Origin of the sequence: Sphingomonas larreae (assembly GCF_051400595.1) — a bacterium.
In the GTDB taxonomy this organism is placed as follows: Bacteria; Pseudomonadota; Alphaproteobacteria; order Sphingomonadales; family Sphingomonadaceae; genus Sphingomonas.
The window spans coordinates 616808-637364 of record NZ_JBLFFI010000001.1 but is presented as its reverse complement, the minus strand read 5'-3'; the positions used below and the strand labels follow the sequence as shown (position 1 = coordinate 637364).

Below are 20557 nucleotides of genomic sequence, written 5' to 3'. Positions count from 1 at the left end.
CATGAAGTTCGACACGCCCGCGGGCCCTAACCCGATCGACCGCATGACCGTGGTCGGTCGCGCGCACGACCGCATCGACGGTCCGCTCAAGACCAGCGGCACCGCGCCTTATGCCTATGAGCAACACCGCGAGGTGGCCAATCCGGCCTATGGCTATGTCGTCGGTGCGGCGGTGGCCAAGGGCCGCATCCGCACGCTCGATACCGCCGCCGCCAAGGCAGCGCCGGGCGTGATCGCGGTGGTCACCGCCGCCGACGCAGGCAAGCTCGGCAAGGGCAAGTACAATACCGTCAAGCTGTTCGGCGGCCCGGAGGTGGATCACTACCATCAGGCGATCGCGCTGGTGGTGGCGGAGACGTTCGAACAGGCACGCGCCGCGGCGGCGCTGGTACGCGTCGACTACGCGCGTGCGCCGGGGCGCTTCGACCTCGACGCCGCGCTCAAGACCGCGCCGCTCACTGGCGGCGACAGCGAGGAGGGGAGCGGCGCCCCGCCGATCGATCGCACCGGTCAGTTCGAGCGCGCCTTCGCCGCCGCGCCGGTCAAGCTCGACCAGCGCTACACCACGCCCGACCACAGCCACGCGATGATGGAGCCGTTTGCCTCGCTGGCGGCGTGGAACGGCGATGAGCTGACGGTGTGGACCTCGAACCAGATGATCAACTGGGGGCGCGGCGATCTCGCGCTCACGCTCGGCATTCCCAAGGAAAAGATCCGCTTCGTCTCGCCCTATGTCGGCGGCGGTTTCGGCGGCAAGCTGTTCCTGCGTGCCGACGCGGTGCTGGCGGCGCTGGGCGCGCGCGCGGCGGGGCGGCCGGTGAAGGTCGCGCTGGCGCGTCCGCAGATCGCCAACAATACCACGCACCGCCCGGCGACGCGCCAGCGCATCCGCCTCGGCGCCACCGCTGACGGCACGATCACCGCGATCGCGCACGAGAGCGGCTCGGGCGACCAGCCGGAGGGCAAGCCCGAGACCGCGGTCAACCAGACCAAGCTGCTGTACGCGGGCAAGAACCGGCTGACCGCGATGCGGCTTGCCGTGCTCGACCTGCCCGAGGGCAATGCGATGCGCGCACCCGGCGAAGCGCCCGGCATGATGGCGCTGGAGATCGCGATCGACGAGATGGCCGAGCAGCTCAAGCTCGATCCGGTCGAGTTCCGCATCAGGAACGACACGATGGTCGATCCCGAGAAGCCGGAGCGGCGCTTCTCCGAGCGCCAGCTGGTGCGCTGCCTGCGCGAGGGCGCCGAGCGGTTCGGCTGGGCGCGACGCAGCGCGACGCCCGCACAGGTGCGCGACGGCCGCTGGCTGGTGGGGATGGGCGTCGCCTCGGCGTTCCGCAACCACATCAACTTCACCTCGGGGGCGCGGGTGCGGCTCGCGCGCGACGGCCGCGTCACGGTCGAGACCGACATGACCGACATCGGCACCGGCAGCTACACCATCATCGCGCAGACCGCGGCGGAGATGATGGGCGTGCCGATGGAGCAGGTCACGGTGCGGCTGGGTGACTCGTCCTACCCCGTGTCGGCGGGTTCGGGCGGGCAGTTCGGCGCCGCCAACGCCACCGCGGGCGTCTATGCCGCCTGCGTCAAGCTGCGCGAGGCGGTGGCGCAGCGTGCCGGCATCAACTCGGCCGATGCGCAGTTCGTCGGCGGCAAGGTGGTCGCGGGCAACCGCGCGGTGGCGCTCGCCGAAGCAGCGGCACAGGGTGAGCTGACCGGCGAGGACAAGATCGAGTTTGGCGGGCTCGACAAGACGTGGCAGCTCTCCACCTTCGGCGCGCATTTTGTCGAAGTTGGCGTCGACGCCTATACCGGCGCGACGCGGCTGCGGCGGATGCTCGCGGTCTGCGCTGCGGGGCGCATCCTCAATCCCAAATCGGCGCGAAGCCAGGTGCTCGGCGCGATGACGATGGGGGTGGGCTCGGCGCTGATGGAGGAACTCGCGGTCGACAAGCGTTTCGGCCTGTTCATCAACCACGATCTCGCCACCTATGAGGTGCCGGTCCATGCCGACATCCCGCACCAGGACGTCCTCTTCCTCGACGAGGCCGACGACAAGGCGAATCCGATGAAGGCCAAGGGCGTCGGCGAGCTCGGCCTGTGTGGTGTCGGTGCTGCGGTCGCGAATGCGATCTACAATGCCACGGGCGTGCGGGTGCGTGACTATCCGGTCACACTCGACAAACATCTCGCGGATCTGCCCGCCCTGGTGTGAACCCGGGCCGGCGCGGTGTGAAGCCGTCGCGACATCAGCGGTCGATCATCGGCTCGTCGCCGGCGGCGTGCCGGCGATCGGCCGCGTCCACACGGCTGGCGCGCGGCAGGGCGCTATCGCTCTCGAAAATGGAGAAAAATGCGCCCTCTTCGGCGTTCGGGTCCGATGAAAACTGCCGCCACCAATGAAGATAATAAAAGTAAATAACAGAATAGTTGATTGGTCGTGGTAATTTCGTCGGATCAATCGGCGGAGAGATTATACCGAAACCGCAGTTGACACTTTTCCGCTCTTCGATAGCGTTCACAGCAACGGAGACCTCACAGAGGCTCTATCGTGCTGCGGTGAGGGCCGTGGTGACTATCGAGGGGGGGATGATGAAGCGTATTCCTATGTTGTCGAAGCTCGCGCTGTCCACGTCGCTGGGTGCGCTGGCGATTGCCGCTGCGCCGGCCTATGCGCAGGCGACCGGCGGAGAGCCATCGGCGACCAACGCGCAGCCGGGTGGTGGGCAGGCAGTCGATAGCGATACCGCCCGGTCGGCATCGGTCGCCGCGCAGGAAGATGGCGCGACCGACGACATCGTCGTCACCGGCGTGCGCGCGAGCCTCGATCGCGCGATCGCGATCAAGCGTGACTCGCCGGGCGTCGTCGATGCGATCTCGGCGGAAGACATCGGCAAGTTCCCCGACACCAACCTCGCCGAGTCGCTCCAGCGCATCACCGGCGTGTCGATCAACCGCGTCAACGGCGAAGGTTCGCAGGTGGCGGTGCGCGGCTTCTCGGGCGGCTTCAACCTCGTGACGATCAACGGGCGCCAGCTGCCGGCGACCAACATCGACACCAGCGGTGGTAACCTGTTCGCGCGCGGCGCCGGCCGTTCGTTCGACTTCCAGAACATCGCGTCGGAAGGCGTCAGCGGGCTGGAGGTCTACAAGACCGGCCGCGCCTCGGTGCCGACCGGCGGCATCGGCGCGACGATCAACATCAACACGCGCAAGCCGCTCGACTCGCGCGAGGACGGCGTGAGCGGCTCGATCGGCGCCAAGGCGCTGTACGACACGTCGGTGGAAAAGGCGGTCGGCGACAAGCACCGCGTCACGCCCGAGGTCTCGGGGCTGCTGAACTACAAGAACGACGAAGGCACGTTCGGCGCGGCGGTGTTCGGCAGCTACCAGCTGCGCTACTCGGCGTCGGCCCAGTCCAACCCGAACTATTGGAACGTCATCCCCACCGCGGACTTCTTCAACCCCGGCACGTTCATCAACTCGACGACGAAGCTGGACGGCGCCCGTCCGACCGCGCCGTATGTGCTGGTGCCCAACGACAGCCGCTACCAGTTCTCCGAGAACCGCCGCGAGCGCATCAACTTCCAGGGCGTGCTGCAATTCCGCCCGACCGATACGCTCGAGTTCACGGTCGACAGCCTGTTCGCTCAGAACCGCCTGCGCGAGCAGCGCAGCGAGCAGACCAACTGGTTCAACCGCCCGTTCAGCGAAGTGCGCTTCGACGATAACCCGAACATGGCGACCGCGATCTTCCTGCGCGACTATCTGCCGACCAGCCCCAAGGACGAGGGCTTCGAGCAGCAGCAGGCGGCGACCAAGGCGCGACTGGCGTCGGTCGGCCTGAACGCCAAGTGGGACTTCGCACCCAATTTCACGCTGACGCTCGACGGCCATCATTCGGAGTCGCGCTCGAGCCCGGACAACCCCAACGGCACCACCGCGACCACGGTCGCGCTCGGCGCACCGGTGATCCAGGGCCATTCGCTCGACTTCAGCACCGGCTTCCCGCAGCAGGCGCAGACCATCAACGATTGCTATCGCGCGCTGCCGACGGACACGCCCAAGGGCAACTGCAACGGCGTGCTGGATATCGGCGATCTGGGCGCCGCGCCGGCGCGCACCATCGTCTCGCGGCAGACGCAGCGGATCGATCAGGTGCAGGCGCGCCTCGGCTGGGATCTGGGTGGCGGCAGCCGCTTCGACGCGGGCTTCAACTACACCGACTCGAAGATGCACTCGACCCAGACGCAGACGCAGCAGACGCTGGGCGACTGGGGCCTGCAGAATCCGGGAATCATCCAGCAGCTCGCGCCCGAGCTGGTGTCGGCCTATTGCCTCACCTGCAAGTTCGACCATTTCAACCCGGCCTCCGAGGGGTCGTCGCTGATCGCGTTCCGCGGCAACGCGATCGACCTCTACAACGTGCTGAGCCCCTATTACTCGCAGCGTGGTGCGCCGCCGGCGCCCTCGGCCCCGGCCGACGACACGGTGCAGGAGAAGGTCTGGGCAGTGTTCGGCCAGTTCACCTGGAACGGCGAGGTCGCTAACCGTCCCGCCAACCTGGTGATCGGTGCGCGGTACGAGCAGACCCGCGTCGTCTCGGACGCGGTGCAGACGTACAACAACATCGTCTGGACCGCCGACAACGACTTCCGCGGCGACGCCAGCGGCGTGTTCACCGCGATCCGTCAGCGCGGCAAGTACGAGAACCTCCTGCCGTCGGTCGATTTCAGCATCGAGCCGATCACCAATGTGAAGGCGCGCGTCTCGTTCAGCCGCACGCTGGCGCGGCCGGACTATGGCAACCTGTTCGCCACCGCCTCGGCGGGCGCGCCGGGCCGTCCGACGCTGCTCGGCGGCATCCCGACCGGCAGCACCGGCAACGCCAACCTGCTGCCGCTGCTGTCGGACAATTTCGACGTGTCGCTGGAGTGGTATTACAAGCCGTCGAGCTTCGTTTCGATCGGCTTCTTCGACAAGCGCGTCGCCAACTTCCTCGGCACGGGCGTGATCAACCAGAACCTGTTCGGTCTGCGCGATCCGAGTTCCGGCGCGGCCGGCTCGCGTTCGGGTACTGCGGCGGCGTTCCTGCGCTCCAGCGGTTATGACCTGAGCGACGTCAACCTGTTCACCTACAGTGCGCTGTTGGTGCAGAACAACGGCAACCAGGCGGCGGCGACCACGCAGTTCAACGCCAATTACGTGCCGGGTTCGGGGCTGCAGCAGACGTTCGTCGACCAGGTGCTGTCGCAGATCGACATCTCCTCCGACGCCAACGATCCGCTGTTCAACTTCTCGGTGTCGCAGCCGATCAACAACCGCGAGGGCAAGATCCACGGCTTCGAGCTGGCGTGGACGAACTTCTTCGGCGACACCGGCTTCGGCTTCGCCGGCTCGTTCACCAAGGTGAGCGGCGACGTGAACGTCGACCCCTATGCCGATCCGACCGTCAACATCTTCGCACTGACGGGCCTCGGCAACAGCGCCAACGCCACCGCGATCTACGACAAGAACGGGATCTCGGCCCGCCTGGCCTACAACTGGCGCGACAAGTATCTCGCCGCGACCAACCAGGGCGGTAACCGCAACCCGCTGTTCGTGGCGCCGTTCGGTACGCTCGACGTCAACATCAGCTACGACCTGAACGACACGATCGCGGTCACGCTGGAAGGGATCAATCTCACCAGCGAGTCGGTGAAGACCTACGGTCGTACCGAGCGCAACCTGGTGCTGGCGCAGGAACTGAAGCCCCGCTTCCTGCTCGGCGCGCGGTACAGGTTCTGATCGCAGGGGGGCGCCGCTGCGTGGCGTCCCCTTCCGGCAACAAGATTATCGTGCATTTCGCCCGTCACTCTGGACCTGGTTCAGGGTGACGGGTCGTTTTTTTGCGAAGGGCGCCATCGCCAACTTCCGTCCCGTGTCGGGCTGGTGCACAACGGCTGCGGAGAGGGGCGGCGGGGCCGCATCGAGAAGGTGGCATGAACCGAGTCCTGCTCAACAACGTCGACCATGCCGATCTGCGGGTCGCCCCGCTGACGGGCGCTGCCTTTGGCGACAGCGTCAACCAGCTACCGATCTTCCCGGCGGAGTTCGAGGAGGCGCAGCGCGACTTCCCGATCGTGTTCCGCCGCAACGGCGACGCGATCGACGCCATGGTCCTGCTCGGCTTCGAGGCGGAGGAGAATCTGTTCCTCGGCGCGAGCGGCTGGAACAGCCGCTACGTCCCGGCGGTGCAGCGCCGCGGGCCGTTCTCGATCGCAGTCACCGCGGGAGGCGCGCAGGACGAGCCGATGGTCCATGTCGACCTGGACGATCCGCGCGTCGGGGCGGACGATGGTCTCCCCGTGTTCCTGCCGCACGGCGGCGACGCGCCCTATCTCCAGCACGTCGCCGCGGCGCTGCGCGTGATCTACCAGGGCACGCAGGAGGCGCGGGCGATCAATGCCGAGCTCGCCGCAGCGGGACTGCTGACGGAGGTCGTGATGCAGATCGATCTCGGTGACGACGGCGGCTACGACCTGCCGGGCGTGCTGACGATCGACACCGAGGCGCTCGCCGCGCTGCCCGAGGACTGGCTCGTCCGATTGCACCGCAGCGGGCTGCTGCGGATCGCGACGATGGCGGCGGCGTCGATCGCCAATGTGTCGCGCCTGATCGATCTCAAGAACCGGCGGCGCGCGGCGGCATGAGCGACGCGATCACCGCGCGACGCACCCGCGAGATCGCGGCGGGCGATCCCGAGGCGCGGGATCTCGGCGCTTTGGTCGCGGCGGGAGAGCCGGTGGTGGTGCGCGGGCTCGTCGCCGACTGGCCGCTGGTCGCCGCCGGCCGCGACGGCGCGCGTGCGCTGGCCGACTATCTGCTCGGCTTCTACAATGGCCATCCGGTCACCGGCTATACCGCGCGCGCGGAACTCGGCGGCCGCTACTTTTACGATGCCGAGCTGACGCGGCTCGACTTCGAGGGGGAGCGCGTGCGGCTCGACGACTATCTCGCGCGGCTGCTCGCCGCGGGCGATGGCGATGACGCTGGATCCTTCTACGTAGGCTCGACCGACCTCGACCAGTTCTTCCCCGGGCTCACCGCCGCCAACCCGCTGCCGCAGGCGGCGTTCGAGCGCGCGCTGCGCAGCATCTGGATCGGCAACCGCACCACCGCGGTGGCGCACCACGACATGTCGAACAACATCGCCTGCGTCGGCGCGGGGCGGCGGCGGTTCACGTTGTTTCCGCCCGAGCAGGTGGAGAACCTCTATCCCGGCCCGCTCGCGCCGACGCCGGGCGGGCAGGTCGTCTCGATGGTCGATTTCCGCGCGCCCGATCTGGCGCGCTTTCCGCGCTTCGCCGCGGCGATCGACGCCGCGCAGGTGGCCGAGCTCGGCCCGGGCGACGCGGTGGTGTACCCGGCATTGTGGTGGCACCAGGTCGAGGCGCTCGATGCCTTCAACGTCCTGGTCAACTATTGGTGGAACGATGCGCCCGCCTTCATGGACACGCCGATGAACACGCTGCTCCACGCGCTGCTCAGCCTGCGCGACCGTCCCGCGAGCGAGAAAGCGGCGTGGCGCGCGATGTTCGACTATTATGTGTTCGGCGACGCCGCGCGGCCGGCGGCGCACCTGCCCGCGCATGCGCGTGGCGCGCTCGCCCCGCTTGACGAACTCGGCGCGCGGCGGCTGCGCGCCGAGCTGCTGCGGAAGCTCAATCGATGAGGCCGGTGCGTCGCGTCGTGATCGCGGGCGGGGGCACCGCGGGCTGGCTCGCGGCGGCGCTGCTCACGCGCCAGCTCGGCACGATGGTGGCGGTGACGCTGGTCGAGTCCGACGAGATCGGCACCGTAGGCGTCGGCGAATCGACGATCCCGACGGTACGCGCCTTCCACCAGCTGATCGGGGTCGACGAGCACGAGTTCGTCCGCGCCACCGGCGCGAGCTACAAGCTCGGCATCTCGTTCGAGGGCTGGTCGCGCGCCGACGAGCGCTATCTCCACTCGTTCGGCACGCTGGGGCAGTCGACCTGGATGGCCGACTTCCACCATTTCTGGCTGGAGGCGCGCGCGCAGGGCGTCGAGGCGGAGATCGGCGCCTATTGCGTCGAGCATGAGGCGGCGCGCGCCGCGCGCTTCGCCGGGGCGCCCGACGCTGCGCTCAACTACGCCTTCCACTTCGACGCCGCCCGTTACGCGCGCTACCTGCGCGAGCGCGGCGAGCGCGACGGGCTGACCCGCATCGAGGGACGGATCGACCGCGTCGAGCGCGATGCCGCGGGCGATCTCGCCGCGCTGGTGCTGGCCGACGGGCGCCGCGTCGAGGGCGACTTCTTTCTCGACTGCACCGGCTTTCGTGCGCTGCTGATCGGCGAGACGCTGGGCGTCGGCTTCGAGGACTGGACCGAGTGGCTGCCGTGCGATCGTGCGATCGCGGTGCAGACCGAGGCGACTGGCCCCGCCATGCCCTTCACCCGCGCGATCGCGCATGACGCCGGCTGGCAGTGGCGCATCCCGCTGCAGCACCGCGTCGGCAACGGCATCGTCTACAGCGGCGCCTATCTGTCCGACGACGCGGCGCGCGCGCGGCTGCTCGACACGGTAGAGGGCGCGGTGCTGACCGAGCCGCGGCTGATCCGCTTCCGCACCGGTCGGCGTGAGCGCGCCTGGGAGCGCAATTGCGTCGCGCTGAGCCTCGCCGGCGGGTTCGTCGAGCCGCTCGAGTCGACCAGCATCCACCTCATCATGATTGCGCTGACGCGGCTGCTCCAGCTCTTCCCCTATGACGGCGCGACTCCGGCGCTGGCCGCGCGCTTCAACGACATGGCGCGACGCGAGATCGAGGGGGTGCGCGACTTCATCATCCTCCACTACCACCTCAACCAGCGCGACGAGCCGTTCTGGCAGCGGCTGCGCGAGATGCCGCTGCCCGCCAGCCTCACCGAGCGGATCGCGCTGTTCCGCGAGGGCGCGCAGGCGTTCCAGGCCAGCGACGAACTGTTCACCGTCACCTCCTGGGTGCAGGTGATGCTGGGACAGGGATTGGTGCCGCAGTCGCACAATCGCGTCGCGCGGATGATGCCGCCGGGGCGGCTCGCCGCGACACTGGCGGCCCTGGGCCAGGACGTGACGCGTCAGGTCGCGACCTTGCCGGCGCATCAGGCGTATCTGGATCGCCTGGCCGCGCCGGCGCCTGCGCCGGTCAAGACGGCCATGCGCTGACGCCGTACCGCGGCGTTCGCCGCGGTACGGCGACGCGCGACAGGCGTGACAGGCGGCGCGCACGCGGGCACAGCGACGCCATGGGCCGCATCGATCGACACCGCGGGTGACGCCGCGCCTGCTGCGTAGCTGGCGCGCCGGCGGGCGCGGGCTGGGCGCGCGCGTCCGCTCGATCGAGCTGCTGTTCGTGCTGGTCGCGGTGCTGGTCGGCATGGGCGCCGGGCTGCTGACCGTGGTGCAGGGGGCGCTCGCGCGGTCGCTCCAGCATATGCTCTATCATCTGCCCGACGCGGTGCGGCTGAGCGGCGCAGCCGCGCTCGGGTGGCGCGAGCTGCTGGTCCTGCCGCTGGGGGGCGCCGCGCTGGTGGTGTTCAACCGGCTGGTCGGCGCGCGGCAGCGCTCGCTGGTCGACGCGGTGGAAGCCAATGCGTTGCACGGCGGGCAGCTCTCCGCGCGCGACAGCGCGATCGTTTCGGGCCAGACGATCCTCTCCAACGGCGTCGGCGCCTCGGTCGGGCTCGAGGCGGCCTATGCGCAGCTTGGCGGGCTGATCGCCTCGGCGACCGGCCGGTGGCTGGCGCTGCGCCGAAGCGACGTACGCACCTTGGTGGGCGCCGGCGCAGGCGCGGCGATCGCCGCCGCCTTCGGCGCGCCGCTCGCCGGGGCCTTCTACGCGTTCGAGGTGGTGATCGGCGCCTATACGCCCGCCGCCGTCGCCCCGGTGGTCGCCGCGGCGCTGGCGGGTGCGCAGATCGCGCAGCGGCTCGGCACGGTGCCCTATATCGTCGCGGTGGAGCGCGGCCCGGCAATCCACAGCTTCGGCTATCTCGTTTACGGCCTTCTCGGCGTACTCTGCGCACTGGCCGGGATCGCGATCATGCGCGCGGTCGGTGCGGTGGAGGCGCAGACGCGCGCGCGCTTGCCGGGCTGGAGCCGCCCCATCATCGGCGGCGTGCTGATCGCGGGGCTGGCGGCGATCTCGCCGCAGGTGCTCTCCGCCGGTCACAGCGCGCTTCACCTCGACGTGACGGTGGCGGTGCCGCTCGCGTTTGTCGCGACCATCCTGCTGGTCAAGGCGCTGGCGTCGGTGGTGTCGCTGGGCTTCGGCTTCCGCGGCGGCCTCTTCTTCGCGTCGCTGTTCCTCGGCACGCTGATCGGGCACCTCTACGCCGGCGCGCTCGGCTGGATCGCCGGTACCTCGATCCTCAATCCCGGCAATGCCGCGATGGTCGGGATGGCGGCACTGGCGGTGGCGGTGATCGGCGCGCCCTTCACGATGACGATGCTGGTGCTGGAAGCGACCGGCAATTTCAGCCTCACCGGCGCGGTGCTGGCGGCGAGCCTGGTTTCGTCGACGATCGTGCGCCAGTTCTTCGGCTATTCCTTCTCGACCTGGCGGCTCCACCTGCGCGGCGAGACGATCCGCGGCGCGCGCGACGTCGGCTGGGTGAAGGCGCTCACTGCCGGCCGCATGATGCGACGCCAGCCCAACACCGTCGCCGATTCGCTGGGCGCGGGCGAGTTCCGGCTTCGCTTTCCGCTCGGCGCGACCAAGCGGGTGGTCGTGCTGGACGAGCGCGGCCGATATGTCGGCATCGTCGATCCCGTCGTCGCGCACGATCCGGCGGTGGAGGAGGATACGCCCGTGGGCGCGCTGGCGCAGGGGCAAAGCGAGGTGCTGCGGCCCGAAATGGATATCGGCGCTGTCATGGCCCGCTTTGACCTGGCGCAGCGCGAGGAGCTGGCGGTGGTCGACGCGCAGGGTCAGCTGCTGGGGCTGCTGACCGAATCGCACGTCCGACGGCGCTATGGCGAGGAGCTGGAGAAGAGCCAGCGCGAGCTGTTCGGCGAAATCTATCGCCCGATCCATGTCAGCCGAACCATGCTCCCGCGCATGCGGGAGCCCGGCCGGTAGGCGGTCGCGCTGGTGGCCCTGGCTCCGGCGTTCGGGAGCACGCTGGCGTGTCAAACGAGACGGATCAGGCTGTCGCATGAAAGGGCGCAGGTCGGCCTCGGTGCTCTGAACGGAAGGGCGCTTCGTTGGCGGCACCGCCAGAGGTGACACGCACAAAGAAAAAGAGGATGCCGGCGTGAGCCGACATCCTCCAGGTGGGGAAGCTCGTGAAAGAAGAGTTTAGAAGCGGACGTGTGTGCCGACAATGAAGCGGCGGCCGTAGTCAAACACGTCGAGCAGCTGGTTGTTGTACCGACCATGCGTGCTCTGCTGGTTGTTGTTCACATTCTCCGCCGCGGCGAAAACGCTGAAGTTCTTGCTGATGTCGTAGCTGGTCGAGAGATCGAGCTGGAGGCTCGAGTTGACGAAGGTCGGCTCGGCACCGAACTGGCTGGTGTTCTGGTTCTGTCCGAACTGGAGCAGATATTCGTCGCGCCAGTTGAGCGCGGCGCGGAACTGGAAGCCGTTCTTGTCATAGAAGCCGACGAAGTTCGCCGAGTTCGCCAGGCCGGTCACCGCGAAGCCGGTCTGCGAGATGTCGCTTTGATCGTACGGCTTGTTGGTGTCGACGAAGGTGGCATTGGCCTGGAAGCCGAAGCCGGTGTCGCCGAAGACCTGCTGCCACGCCAGCTCCACGCCGCGCACGGTCGCGTCAGGCCCGTTGACCTGCTGCGACACCGCAAAGTTCGCCGCGTTGCCGGTGGTGGGGTCGGTCACCCCGTTGATGCCCTGCCGCGTCACGCCCTGAACGATGAAGTTGCTGACGTTCTTGAGGAAGAAGTCGACCGACAGATAGGAGTTGCGCTTGTAATACCATTCCGCGGCGACGTCGAAATTGTCCGCGAGATAGGGCTGGAGCGACGGATTGCCGCCGCTCGCGGTGAGCGCGCCGACGCGCTGGCCGCTGCCCACCGCCAGCACCGGGTTGAGCGTGCTGAGCCCCGGACGCGTCAGCGTGCGCGACGCATCGAAGCGCAGCTGCAACTCGGGCGTGACCTCGAGCCGCATGTCCACCGTCGGCAGCAGGTACGAGTAATTGCTCTTGGCGCGGATCGGCGAGACCTCTCCGAAGGCGACGGTGAGAAGCGTCGGGTCGGCGGTGCTGGTGCTGATCGAGACGGGGAGACGGCCCTGACCGGTGGAGGTCAGGTGCGTGTTCTCGTTGCGCACGCCCGCCGCGAAGTGGAACGGCATACCCGCAATGTCCGCGGTATATGCGACATTGAGGTACAGCGACCAGGTCTTCTCGTTGATGTTCTGGAGGCTGTTGGGATCGACCTGCTGATCGAAGCTGCCGGTGAAGCCGTTCAGCCCGTCGGTGGTGTTGGTCGGATAGTTGAAGCCCGGGATACGCTGCGTCTGCGGGTTGCCGAGCGAGCTCAGATAGGCCTGGTAGGCGACCGGGCTGAACTTGATCAGCGACGGCGGCAGCGTGCCCTTGAATCCGGGGATGAAGTTGCGGCCGAGACCGATCGTGCCCTGGTAGAGCGACGCCGGCAGCGGCGCGATCCCGCTGCCCTGGCCCGAGGGTCCGCCATAACCGGCGTACGCCTGCCAGAAGTTGTTGATGAACGTGCTCTTGTTCGAGAGACGGAAGTCGTCCTCGACGTATTGGCCACCGGCGCGGATGGTCAGGTCGTCCTGCTTCCACGTCGCGGTGAAGCGTGCCTGCTTCAGCTCGTCGGTGTTCTGCTGGGTCTGGTTGACGGTGACGTGCGAACCGATCAGCGCCGGATCGGCGAAGCCCGCCGCATTGCCGTTCGGACCGACCACCGTGAGCGACGGGAAGCTGTTGTTGCTGTTGCCGTTGATCTGGAGCCCGGTGTTGTTGGCAAGATTGCCGCCATAACCGATGTCGCCGTTCTGGCTGCCGATCGTGTCGTGGTCGGGGTTGAGCCAGCTCTTCGCGTAGGAGAGGTCACCCTCCAGCGTGAAGTTCTCGCTGACGTCCCACTTGACGTTGCCGCCGATCTGGTTGGTGCGCAGGATCTGGGTGTTGAGCGCGGCGGTGAAGTCGGTCGGCGAGCCCGCCTGGGTGAAATCGATCGCGGTGCCGTTGTCGTCCAGCTCGACGTTGCGGAGCGCGCCCTGGTTGAACCACACGCCCAGCGCTGACGACTGCGTCTCGATCTTCTGACGCGAGTAATTGTCGTCGAGCGTGACCATCACGTCCTCGGACGGATGCCATTGCAGCGCAAGCCGTGCGTCGACGCGCTCGTCCTTGGTGGTCTGCTGGTCGATGACATATTGCTGCGGGAACCAGCCTACCACGGTCTGGCGCTGCGCCGCCGCGGCGCCGACGTTGCCGGTCGGGTTGCAGGTGGCGGCGGTGCTGCCCTGAAGCTGGCACGGCGCGTAGAAGCCACCCGCCCAGCCCGATACCGAAACGCGGTTGGTCTTGGTGTCGCGGCGCGTGTAGATCACGTCGGCGAGCACGCCCAGCGTGTCGTCGGCGAAGGTGTTGCTGAACAGCACGCCCGCGGTCGGGACGACCTTGCCCGAGCGGTCCTGAACCGAGCCCGAGGCGCTCGCGGCGACGCGCAGCCCGGGATGATCGAACGGCTTGGGAAACTGGATGTCGACGGTGGCGCCGATCGAGCTCGACGCCAGCGTCACGTCGGGCGTCTTGAGCACGCTGAGCTGCCCGATGAAGTCCGAGCCGACCGTCGAGAAGTCGATCTGGCGCCCGCCGGTGCCCGTGGAGATGCGACGGCCGTCGTACAGCGTGGTGTTGAAGTCCCCGCCGAAGCCGCGGACCGTGATGCCCGTCGCCTCGCCGCGCGTGCCCGAACGCTGGATCGAAACGCCCGGCAGGCGCTGCAGCGACGCGGCGACGTTGGTGTCGGGGAACTTGCCGATGTCCTCGGCCGAGATCGCGTCCACCACGCCGGTCGCGGTGCGCTTGATGTCGAGGTTGCGCTGGAGCGAGCCGCGCAAGCCGGTGACGATGATGTCGCGCGACGGATCGCCTTCTGCCGCGGTATTGGCGCCATTGGCGTCGGGCGCGCTGGACTCGTCCTGCGGGCGGCCCGCCTCACTGGCGCTGAGGCTATTGGCGGTGGACGGCACCGCCGGCTGCGCCGCGACGGGGGGCTGTGCCTGGCTGTTCTGGAGACTTCGCGGGTCGGCCTGCTGCGCGGCGACAGGTAGCGCGGCGGTCAAAGCGGCGATGCTGCAGGCGGCGACGAGGCCGCGCTTGGTGACCGCGACTCGGCCATGACCAACGGAACGAACGCTCTCAGGCTTACGCATAGCCCCTCCTCGAAGATGTGCCCGATCACGCCGGGCTTCTTATGCCTCCCTCGTGGCGTCACAACCGAGAACGGTCGTAATACGTCACGAAAGTAGCGCTAACATATCCGCTTTTCGGAAGCTGGCAAGCGGCGATAATCGTTTCGGTTAGCGCTAACTGCTGGCGCAGCGGCGCGCGACGCTTTACGCGAAGAGATGAGGCAGCAACGTGCCCGGCGAACGACGGAGAGGGAGTGATGGCGAGCTGGGAGCTGCTGGCAAGCGAGCGACATGCCGCGCTGACGATGCGGCGTGCCGAGGCGGCGGGTCGCCACTTCGTCCAGGTCGTGCCCGGCGAATTCGCCAAGCTGGCGACCTGCTGCCCGATCGTGCTGACCAAACATCCCGAGACGGGACGCTTCTATGCCGGTGCGCTGCTCGGCTTCCTGCCCGGCGAAAATCTGGCGGGTGATCTCGACGGCGTGATGCCGCTTGATCTCGAGCGCGAAGGCTTCTTCATCGTCGATGCCGACATCGCGGTCGATCTCGAGCAGCCGCGCTTCGCTGCGGCAAATATGGCGGCGGAGTCGGAGCGGCTGGCGCTCTTCGACGGTGACGGCGCGCCTTCGGCGCATCTGCGTCGCGTCCAGCGCGCGCTCGGGCTGCTTCATGCCGGTCTCCAGGAGAGCGAGGCGCTGGTACAGGCGCTGCTCGATGCGCGTCTGGTCGAGCCGATCGACGTCTCGCTGTCGTTCGACGATGGCGAGCGGCTCCGGCTCGAAGGGCTCTACACTGTCAGCCGCGACGCGCTGGCGGAGCTCGACGACGCGACCGCGCTTCGGCTGTTCCGCGCGGGGCAGCTCCACCACGCGCACACGCTGATCGACTCGCTTCAGCAGATTGCGCGGCTGGCCCACCGCCGCAACGAGCGGCTCGCGCTGGCGTGAGCGAGGCCGGGCGAGTCGCGGAACATGCGGCCGTTGACGTCGCCGCGCAGGCGGCCTTCGACGCGATCGTTGCGACGTGCCGTCCCGCCGTGATCCGCGGGCTCTGTCGCGACTGGTCGATCACGCGCGCGGCGGCCGACTCGGCGGACGCGCTCGCCCATTATGTCGCGGCGCTCGACGCGGGCCGCTCCGCCGAGGCGTTCGTGGGCGCGCCGACGATCGGGGGGCGCTATTATTACGAGGAGTCGCTCGACGGCTTCAATTTCGCGCGCGAGACGATCGGCGTCACCGCGGCGCTGCGTCGCGTAATCGACACCGCCGGGGTGGAGGGGGCGCCGACGCTCTATCTCGGCTCGCTCCCGACCGCGGCCTATCTGCCGCGCTTTGCCGACGACAATCCGCTGCCGCTGCTGCCCGCCGCGGCGCGTCCGCGCATCTGGCTCGGCCACGCCTCGGTGGTGGCGTGTCACCATGACAATTCGGACAATCTCGCCTGCGTCGTCGCGGGGCAGCGCCGCTTCACCTTATACCCGCCCGACGCCATCGCCGACCTGTACGTCGGGCCGATCGACCATAATATGGCCGGACAGCCGGTCAGCCTTGCCGCTGGCACGCCACCCGGGGACCCGCACTTTCCGCGGTTCGCCGCGGCGCGCGAGCGCGCGCTGGTGGTCGATCTCGCGCCGGGGGACGCGCTGTTCCTGCCCAAATTGTGGTGGCATCAGGTGGAGGCGACCAGCCCGGTCAACGTGCTGGTGAACTATTGGTGGGACGCGTTCGCGACCGGGCCCGACGCGCCCTATACCGCGATGCTGCTCGCCATCGCCGCCATCGCGGAGCGGCCCGAGGGCGAGCGCGCGGCGTGGCGCGCCTTCTTCGACCATTATGTGTTTCGCCCGGACGGTCACCCGCTCGCGCACCTGCCGGAGGAGCGCCACGGGCTGCTCGGGCGCGGGCAGGGGGGCAAGCTGCGTGCGATGGTGATGCGGCTGCTGCGAGGCTAAAGGGGACAGGAGAGCGGGATGGCACAGCGTGACGGATGGACGAGGCGCGGCGCGATGGGAGCGGCCGCGGGGTCCGCGGCAGTGGCGGCACTGCCCGCCCGCGGCGCGACGACACCGTCGACGCGGGCGCTGCTCTGGTATCAGCAACCCGCCGCGGTCTGGACCGAGGCGCTGCCGGTCGGCAACGGCCGGCTCGGCGCGATGGTGTTCGGCGGCACCGCACGCGAACGGCTCCAGCTCAACGAGAGCAGCCTGTGGAGCGGCGGCCCGTATGATCCGGTCAACCCCGAGGCGCGCGCAGCGCTGCCCGAGGTGCGCCGGCTGATCGCGGCTGGGCGCTATGCCGAGGCGCAGGCGCTGGCCAACGCCAAGATGATGGCCAAGCCGCTCAGTCAGATGGCATATCAGCCCGTTGGCGACCTGAGCCTGGAGCTGCCCGGGCTCGGCGCGATCACCGACTATCGACGCGAGCTCGACCTTGACGCGGCGGTGGCGACCACCCGCTTCGCTGCCAATGGGGTACAGTATCGCCGGCTCGTGCTTGCCTCGCCGGTCGATCAGGTCATGGCGATCGAGCTCAGCGCCGACCGTGCCGCCGCGATCGATCTCGACGTCGCGCTCACTACGCCGCAGCGCGCGACCGTAACCGCGAGCGGCGGCGCGCTGGCGCTCGACGGCCAGGCGCCGGACGACCATGGCGTGGCAGGACGGACGCGCTTCGCCGCGCGGGTGCGCGTGCTGCCGCGCGGCGGCACGGTGTCGGCGCAGGGCGATCGGGTCGCGGTGCGCGGCGCCGACGCGGTGACGATCCTCGTCGCGATCGCGACCAGCTATCGCCGCTTCGACGACGTCGGCGGCGACGCCGGTGCGACCGCCGCGGCGCAGCTCGACCACGCCGCGGCGCGCCCGTTCGCACGCATCGCCGCTGACGCTACCGCCGACCACCGGCGGCTTTTCCGCCGCGTCGCGCTCGATCTGGGGCGTACCGCCGCGGCGGACCGGCCGACCGACGAGCGCGTCCGCGCCAGCCAGCACAACGACGATCCCGCGCTGGCGCAGCTCTATTTCGATTATGGTCGCTACCTGCTGATCTGCTCGTCGCGCGCCGGCGGACAGCCCGCCAACCTGCAGGGGCTCTGGAACGAGAGCGTCAAGCCGCCATGGGGCTCCAAATACACGATCAACATCAACACCGAGATGAACTACTGGCCGGCCGAGCCGACGGCGCTGGCCGAGTGCACCGCGCCGCTGATCCAGCTGGTGCGCGAGCTGGCGGTGTCCGGCGAGCGTACCGCGCGCGTCATGTACGGCGCGCGCGGCTGGGTCGCGCATCACAATACCGATGGGTGGCGCGCCACCGCGCCGATCGACGGCGCGCAATATGGCCTGTGGCCCACCGGCGGCGCGTGGCTGTGCACGCATCTGTGGGAGCGCTACGACTACGGCCGCGACCTTGACTACCTGCGCTCGGTATACCCGCTGATGCGCGGCGCCGCCTTGTTCTTCCTCGATACGCTCCAGGTCGATGCGGCGAGCGGGCGGCTGGTGACCAGCCCTTCGCTGTCGCCCGAGAACGTCCACGCGCGCGGCACCGCCGTGTGCGCCGGCCCCGCTATGGACCAGCAGATCCTGCGCGACCTGTTCGACCAGACCGCGCGCGCCGCCGCGCTGCTCGGCACCGATGCTGCCTTTGCGGGCGAGCTCGCCGCGGCGCGCGCGCGGCTCGCGCCCGACAAGGTGGGCGCGCAGGGTCATCTGCGGGAATGGCAGGAGGATTGGGACGCGGCCGCGCCCGAGCCGCACCACCGCCACGTCTCACACCTTTACGGCCTTTTCCCGAGCACGCAGATCGACGTCGAGCGCACACCGGCGCTCGCCGCGGCGGCGCGGCGCTCGCTCGAGTTGCGCGGCGACGAGTCGACCGGCTGGGCGACCGCATGGCGCGCCAATCTGTGGGCGCGATTGCGTGACGGCGAGCATGCACACCGCATCCTCGCCTATCTGCTCGGCCCGGAGCGGACCTATCCCAATCTGTTCGACTCGCACCCGCCGTTCCAGATCGACGGCAATTTCGGCGGCACGCGCGCGATCGCGGAAATGCTGATGCAGAGCCGCGACGGCGAGATCCTGTTGCTGCCCGCGCTGCCGCGTAGCTGGCCGAGCGGGTCGGTGCGCGGCCTGCGTGCGCGCGGAGCGTGCCGGGTCGATCTCGCGTGGCGCGGCGGGACGGTCGAGGAGGCCACCGTCACCGCGGAGGTGGCGGGCAGCGTGACGGTGCGCGCGGGCGAGCGACGGCTAACCGCGCCGCTGGCCGCGGGCGAGACGCTGCGGCTGCGCGGGCCGACGCTCCGCCGGGTCTAGCGGCTGATCCACCCTTGTCGGAGCCGTCAGCGTGCTCCGGCGAACGCCGGAGCCCAGGGCCACCAACGCCACCGTTTGCCGCTCTGGGCTCCCGCGTCCGCGGGAGCAAAGCTTGGCTGGGATGGATCGACCTTCAGCGGCGGCCCGGTCGGCCGCCGCTCACCGTCACGGCGCGTCGACGAACGGGCCGATGACGGTGCCGACGAAGCCGCCCGCGCGCTGTGTGCTCAGCAGGCTCGCGTCGAGCCGGTCGCTGAGCGTCCGGCGCCGGCCACCGGCCGCATAGTCGAACGCCATCGTGCCGCCGTCGGCGCGAATCGTCAGCGTCACGGGACCGCGCGGGTCGATCGGCGCGGACGCCACGAGCGTGTCGCGATCGGCCTGGTCGCGCGTGTAGAGCGCCACCATCGGCTTGCCCGCGATCCGGGTCACAGCGAACGTGACCAGCGAGCGATCGTTCTGCACCGCGGCGAGCCCGGCGCGCGCGCCGTCGCGATCGGGAGTGAACCGCAGCGTGGTCGACACCGTGGCGACATGATGCTGCTGGCGACGCCCGACGAACCCGGGCACGCCGCCAAGGTCGCCGAAATGCGCGCCGGCGCGGAGCTCGAGCGCGCCGCCGGCGACACGGTAGAAGGGCTGCTTGGGCGTGCGGATACCGATCCACTGCATCGTGAGCGCTGATCCGTCGAACTCGTCGACGTAGCCGAAATCGCCGCTGGTCGGCAGCAGGGGGCGCGGCGCCGCGGGCAGCGCGGGGCGGGCGGCGATGTAGGGGATCGAGCGGCCGTGCTCGAGGATGTGCGGCCAGCCGTCGCGCCACGTGACCGGCAGCAGGAAGGTCTCGCGGCCGATGTTGTAGCGGCCGTCGGCGTAGGGACGGGTGGCGAGGAAGGTCGCCCACCAGTCGCCGTTCTGCGTCTGCACCAGCGTGGCATGGCCCGCGGAGGTGATCGGATGCGCGCGGTCCGCGGGGAGATCGCGTTGCGTCAGGATCGGGTTGCCGGCGTAGGGCACGAACGGCCCGCGCAGCGCGCGCGATCGGAACACCACCTGCGAGTGGTTGTCGGAGGTGCCACCCTCCGCCGCGGTGAGATAATACCAGTCGTCCTTCTTCAGCAGATGCGGCCCTTCGATCCACACCGGCTTGGCCGCGAGATCGACGCCGCCGTTGACGAGCTGCGTGCTCTCGCCGACCATCTTGCCGGCGCGCCAGTCATATTCCTGCACCCACAAGGCGCGATGCCCGTCGTAGCGCGGCGGCTCATGCGGCGCGCGATTGTTGACGATGAAGGCGCGATCGCCCTCCCAATAGATCGAGGGATCGATCCCCTCGAACGGCAGCCAGATCGGCTTGGACCAGGGACCGGCCGGGTTGCTGGCGGTGATGACGAAGTTGCCGCCGCACTGCACGCAGGTGTTGACGATGTAGAAGGTGCCGGCGTGAAAGGAGATGTCGGGCGCGAACACCGCTTCCGAGACGCGGCGGCCGGTGAAATCGAGCTGGTCGGGGCGATCGATCGCGTTGCCGATCTGCGTCCAGTCGATCAGGTTCTTGGAGTGGAAGATCGGCAGTCCGGGATAGTGCGCGAAGGATGAATTGACGAGATAATAGTCGTCGCCGACCCGGGTGACCGACGGATCGGGGTAATAGCCGCTGACGATCGGGTTGCGATATGCGCCGGCGGGGAGAGGCACCTGCTCCTGTGCGCGTCCCTGATAGGTGAAGCGCTCGAACCGCGCGACCTGTGCACTCGCCGGTGCAGGGAGGGAGAGCAGGAGTGAGGCACTGCCGATCGCCGCTAACCATCGTTGCTTCCTGCCGCGTCCCGTCATCGCGCTCT

12 protein-coding genes are annotated in these 20557 nt (G+C 69.0%); 9 read left to right on the top strand and 3 right to left on the bottom strand.

Annotated elements, in window-relative coordinates; all coding sequences use genetic code 11:
• The first annotated feature begins 1 nt into the window (after position 1).
• Positions 2–2221 carry an aldehyde oxidoreductase molybdenum-binding subunit PaoC gene (paoC, locus tag ACMGDM_RS02735; RefSeq protein ID WP_436802601.1) on the top strand — a complete coding sequence of 740 codons (2220 nt, stop codon included), beginning with the start codon at positions 2–4 and terminating at the stop codon, positions 2219–2221.
• Between the two features lie 34 nt (positions 2222–2255).
• Here the strand turns inward: paoC and ACMGDM_RS02730 are convergent, their stop codons facing one another.
• Positions 2256–2528, bottom strand: a complete 273-nt coding sequence (locus ACMGDM_RS02730; protein ID WP_436802600.1) for a hypothetical protein — start codon at positions 2526–2528, stop codon at positions 2256–2258.
• A gap of 67 nt (positions 2529–2595) precedes the next feature.
• Here ACMGDM_RS02730 and ACMGDM_RS02725 point away from each other — a divergent pair, with 67 nt between their 5' ends.
• From ACMGDM_RS02725 to ACMGDM_RS02705, 5 genes are all read left to right on the top strand, one after another.
• Complete coding sequence (locus ACMGDM_RS02725; protein ID WP_436802599.1) at positions 2596–5793, top strand: TonB-dependent receptor; 3198 nt, start codon at positions 2596–2598, stop codon at positions 5791–5793.
• Between the two features lie 194 nt (positions 5794–5987).
• Entirely contained in the window at positions 5988–6698 is a 711-nt protein-coding gene (locus ACMGDM_RS02720; RefSeq protein WP_436802598.1) for a SapC family protein, read from the top strand.
• The gene (locus ACMGDM_RS02715; protein WP_436802597.1) at positions 6695–7720 is read left to right on the top strand and encodes a cupin-like domain-containing protein; all 1026 of its coding nucleotides are present in this window, start codon (positions 6695–6697) and stop codon (positions 7718–7720) included. Before ACMGDM_RS02720 ends, ACMGDM_RS02715 begins: the two co-directional genes overlap by 4 nt.
• Positions 7717–9216 (top strand): tryptophan halogenase family protein, encoded by a 1500-nt coding sequence (locus ACMGDM_RS02710; RefSeq protein WP_436802596.1) that lies wholly within the window; start codon positions 7717–7719, stop codon positions 9214–9216. The genes ACMGDM_RS02715 and ACMGDM_RS02710 overlap by 4 nt, the downstream gene beginning before the upstream one ends.
• 106 nt (positions 9217–9322) lie before the next feature.
• The gene (locus tag ACMGDM_RS02705; RefSeq protein WP_436802595.1) at positions 9323–11131 is read left to right on the top strand and encodes a chloride channel protein; all 1809 of its coding nucleotides are present in this window, start codon (positions 9323–9325) and stop codon (positions 11129–11131) included.
• A 219-nt stretch (positions 11132–11350) separates the two neighbouring features.
• Here ACMGDM_RS02705 and ACMGDM_RS02700 read toward each other — a convergent pair whose 3' ends face one another.
• Positions 11351–14422 carry a TonB-dependent receptor gene (locus ACMGDM_RS02700; RefSeq protein ID WP_436802594.1) on the bottom strand — a complete coding sequence of 1024 codons (3072 nt, stop codon included), beginning with the start codon at positions 14420–14422 and terminating at the stop codon, positions 11351–11353.
• Between the two features lie 236 nt (positions 14423–14658).
• Here ACMGDM_RS02700 and ACMGDM_RS02695 point away from each other — a divergent pair, with 236 nt between their 5' ends.
• From ACMGDM_RS02695 to ACMGDM_RS02685, 3 genes are read left to right on the top strand one after another with little or no spacing between them, the layout of a single operon-like run.
• Positions 14659–15348, top strand: a complete 690-nt coding sequence (locus tag ACMGDM_RS02695; RefSeq protein ID WP_436802593.1) for a SapC family protein — start codon at positions 14659–14661, stop codon at positions 15346–15348.
• A complete protein-coding gene (locus ACMGDM_RS02690; RefSeq protein WP_436802592.1) occupies positions 15345–16352 on the top strand; it encodes a cupin-like domain-containing protein in 1008 nt (335 codons plus the stop codon). The genes ACMGDM_RS02695 and ACMGDM_RS02690 overlap by 4 nt, the downstream gene beginning before the upstream one ends.
• 18 nt (positions 16353–16370) lie before the next feature.
• A complete protein-coding gene (locus ACMGDM_RS02685; protein WP_436802591.1) occupies positions 16371–18713 on the top strand; it encodes a glycoside hydrolase family 95 protein in 2343 nt (780 codons plus the stop codon).
• Between the two features lie 165 nt (positions 18714–18878).
• Here the strand turns inward: ACMGDM_RS02685 and ACMGDM_RS02680 are convergent, their stop codons facing one another.
• Positions 18879–20549 carry a glycoside hydrolase family 43 protein gene (locus tag ACMGDM_RS02680; protein ID WP_436802590.1) on the bottom strand — a complete coding sequence of 557 codons (1671 nt, stop codon included), beginning with the start codon at positions 20547–20549 and terminating at the stop codon, positions 18879–18881.
• Positions 20550–20557: the final 8 nt, after the last annotated feature.

Bases quoted from the DNA above. Each gene is read 5' to 3' on its own strand.
- paoC (WP_436802601.1), top strand. From the start codon at position 2: ATGAAGTTCGACACGCCCGCGGGCCCTAACCCGATCGACCGCATGACC.
- ACMGDM_RS02725 (WP_436802599.1), top strand. From the start codon at position 2,596: ATGATGAAGCGTATTCCTATGTTGTCGAAGCTCGCGCTGTCCACGTCG.
- ACMGDM_RS02720 (WP_436802598.1), top strand. From the start codon at position 5,988: ATGAACCGAGTCCTGCTCAACAACGTCGACCATGCCGATCTGCGGGTC.
- ACMGDM_RS02715 (WP_436802597.1), top strand. From the start codon at position 6,695: ATGAGCGACGCGATCACCGCGCGACGCACCCGCGAGATCGCGGCGGGC.
- ACMGDM_RS02710 (WP_436802596.1), top strand. From the start codon at position 7,717: ATGAGGCCGGTGCGTCGCGTCGTGATCGCGGGCGGGGGCACCGCGGGC.
- ACMGDM_RS02700 (WP_436802594.1), bottom strand. From the start codon at position 14,422: ATGCGTAAGCCTGAGAGCGTTCGTTCCGTTGGTCATGGCCGAGTCGCG.
- ACMGDM_RS02695 (WP_436802593.1), top strand. From the start codon at position 14,659: ATGGCGAGCTGGGAGCTGCTGGCAAGCGAGCGACATGCCGCGCTGACG.
- ACMGDM_RS02685 (WP_436802591.1), top strand. From the start codon at position 16,371: ATGGCACAGCGTGACGGATGGACGAGGCGCGGCGCGATGGGAGCGGCC.
- ACMGDM_RS02680 (WP_436802590.1), bottom strand. From the start codon at position 20,549: ATGACGGGACGCGGCAGGAAGCAACGATGGTTAGCGGCGATCGGCAGT.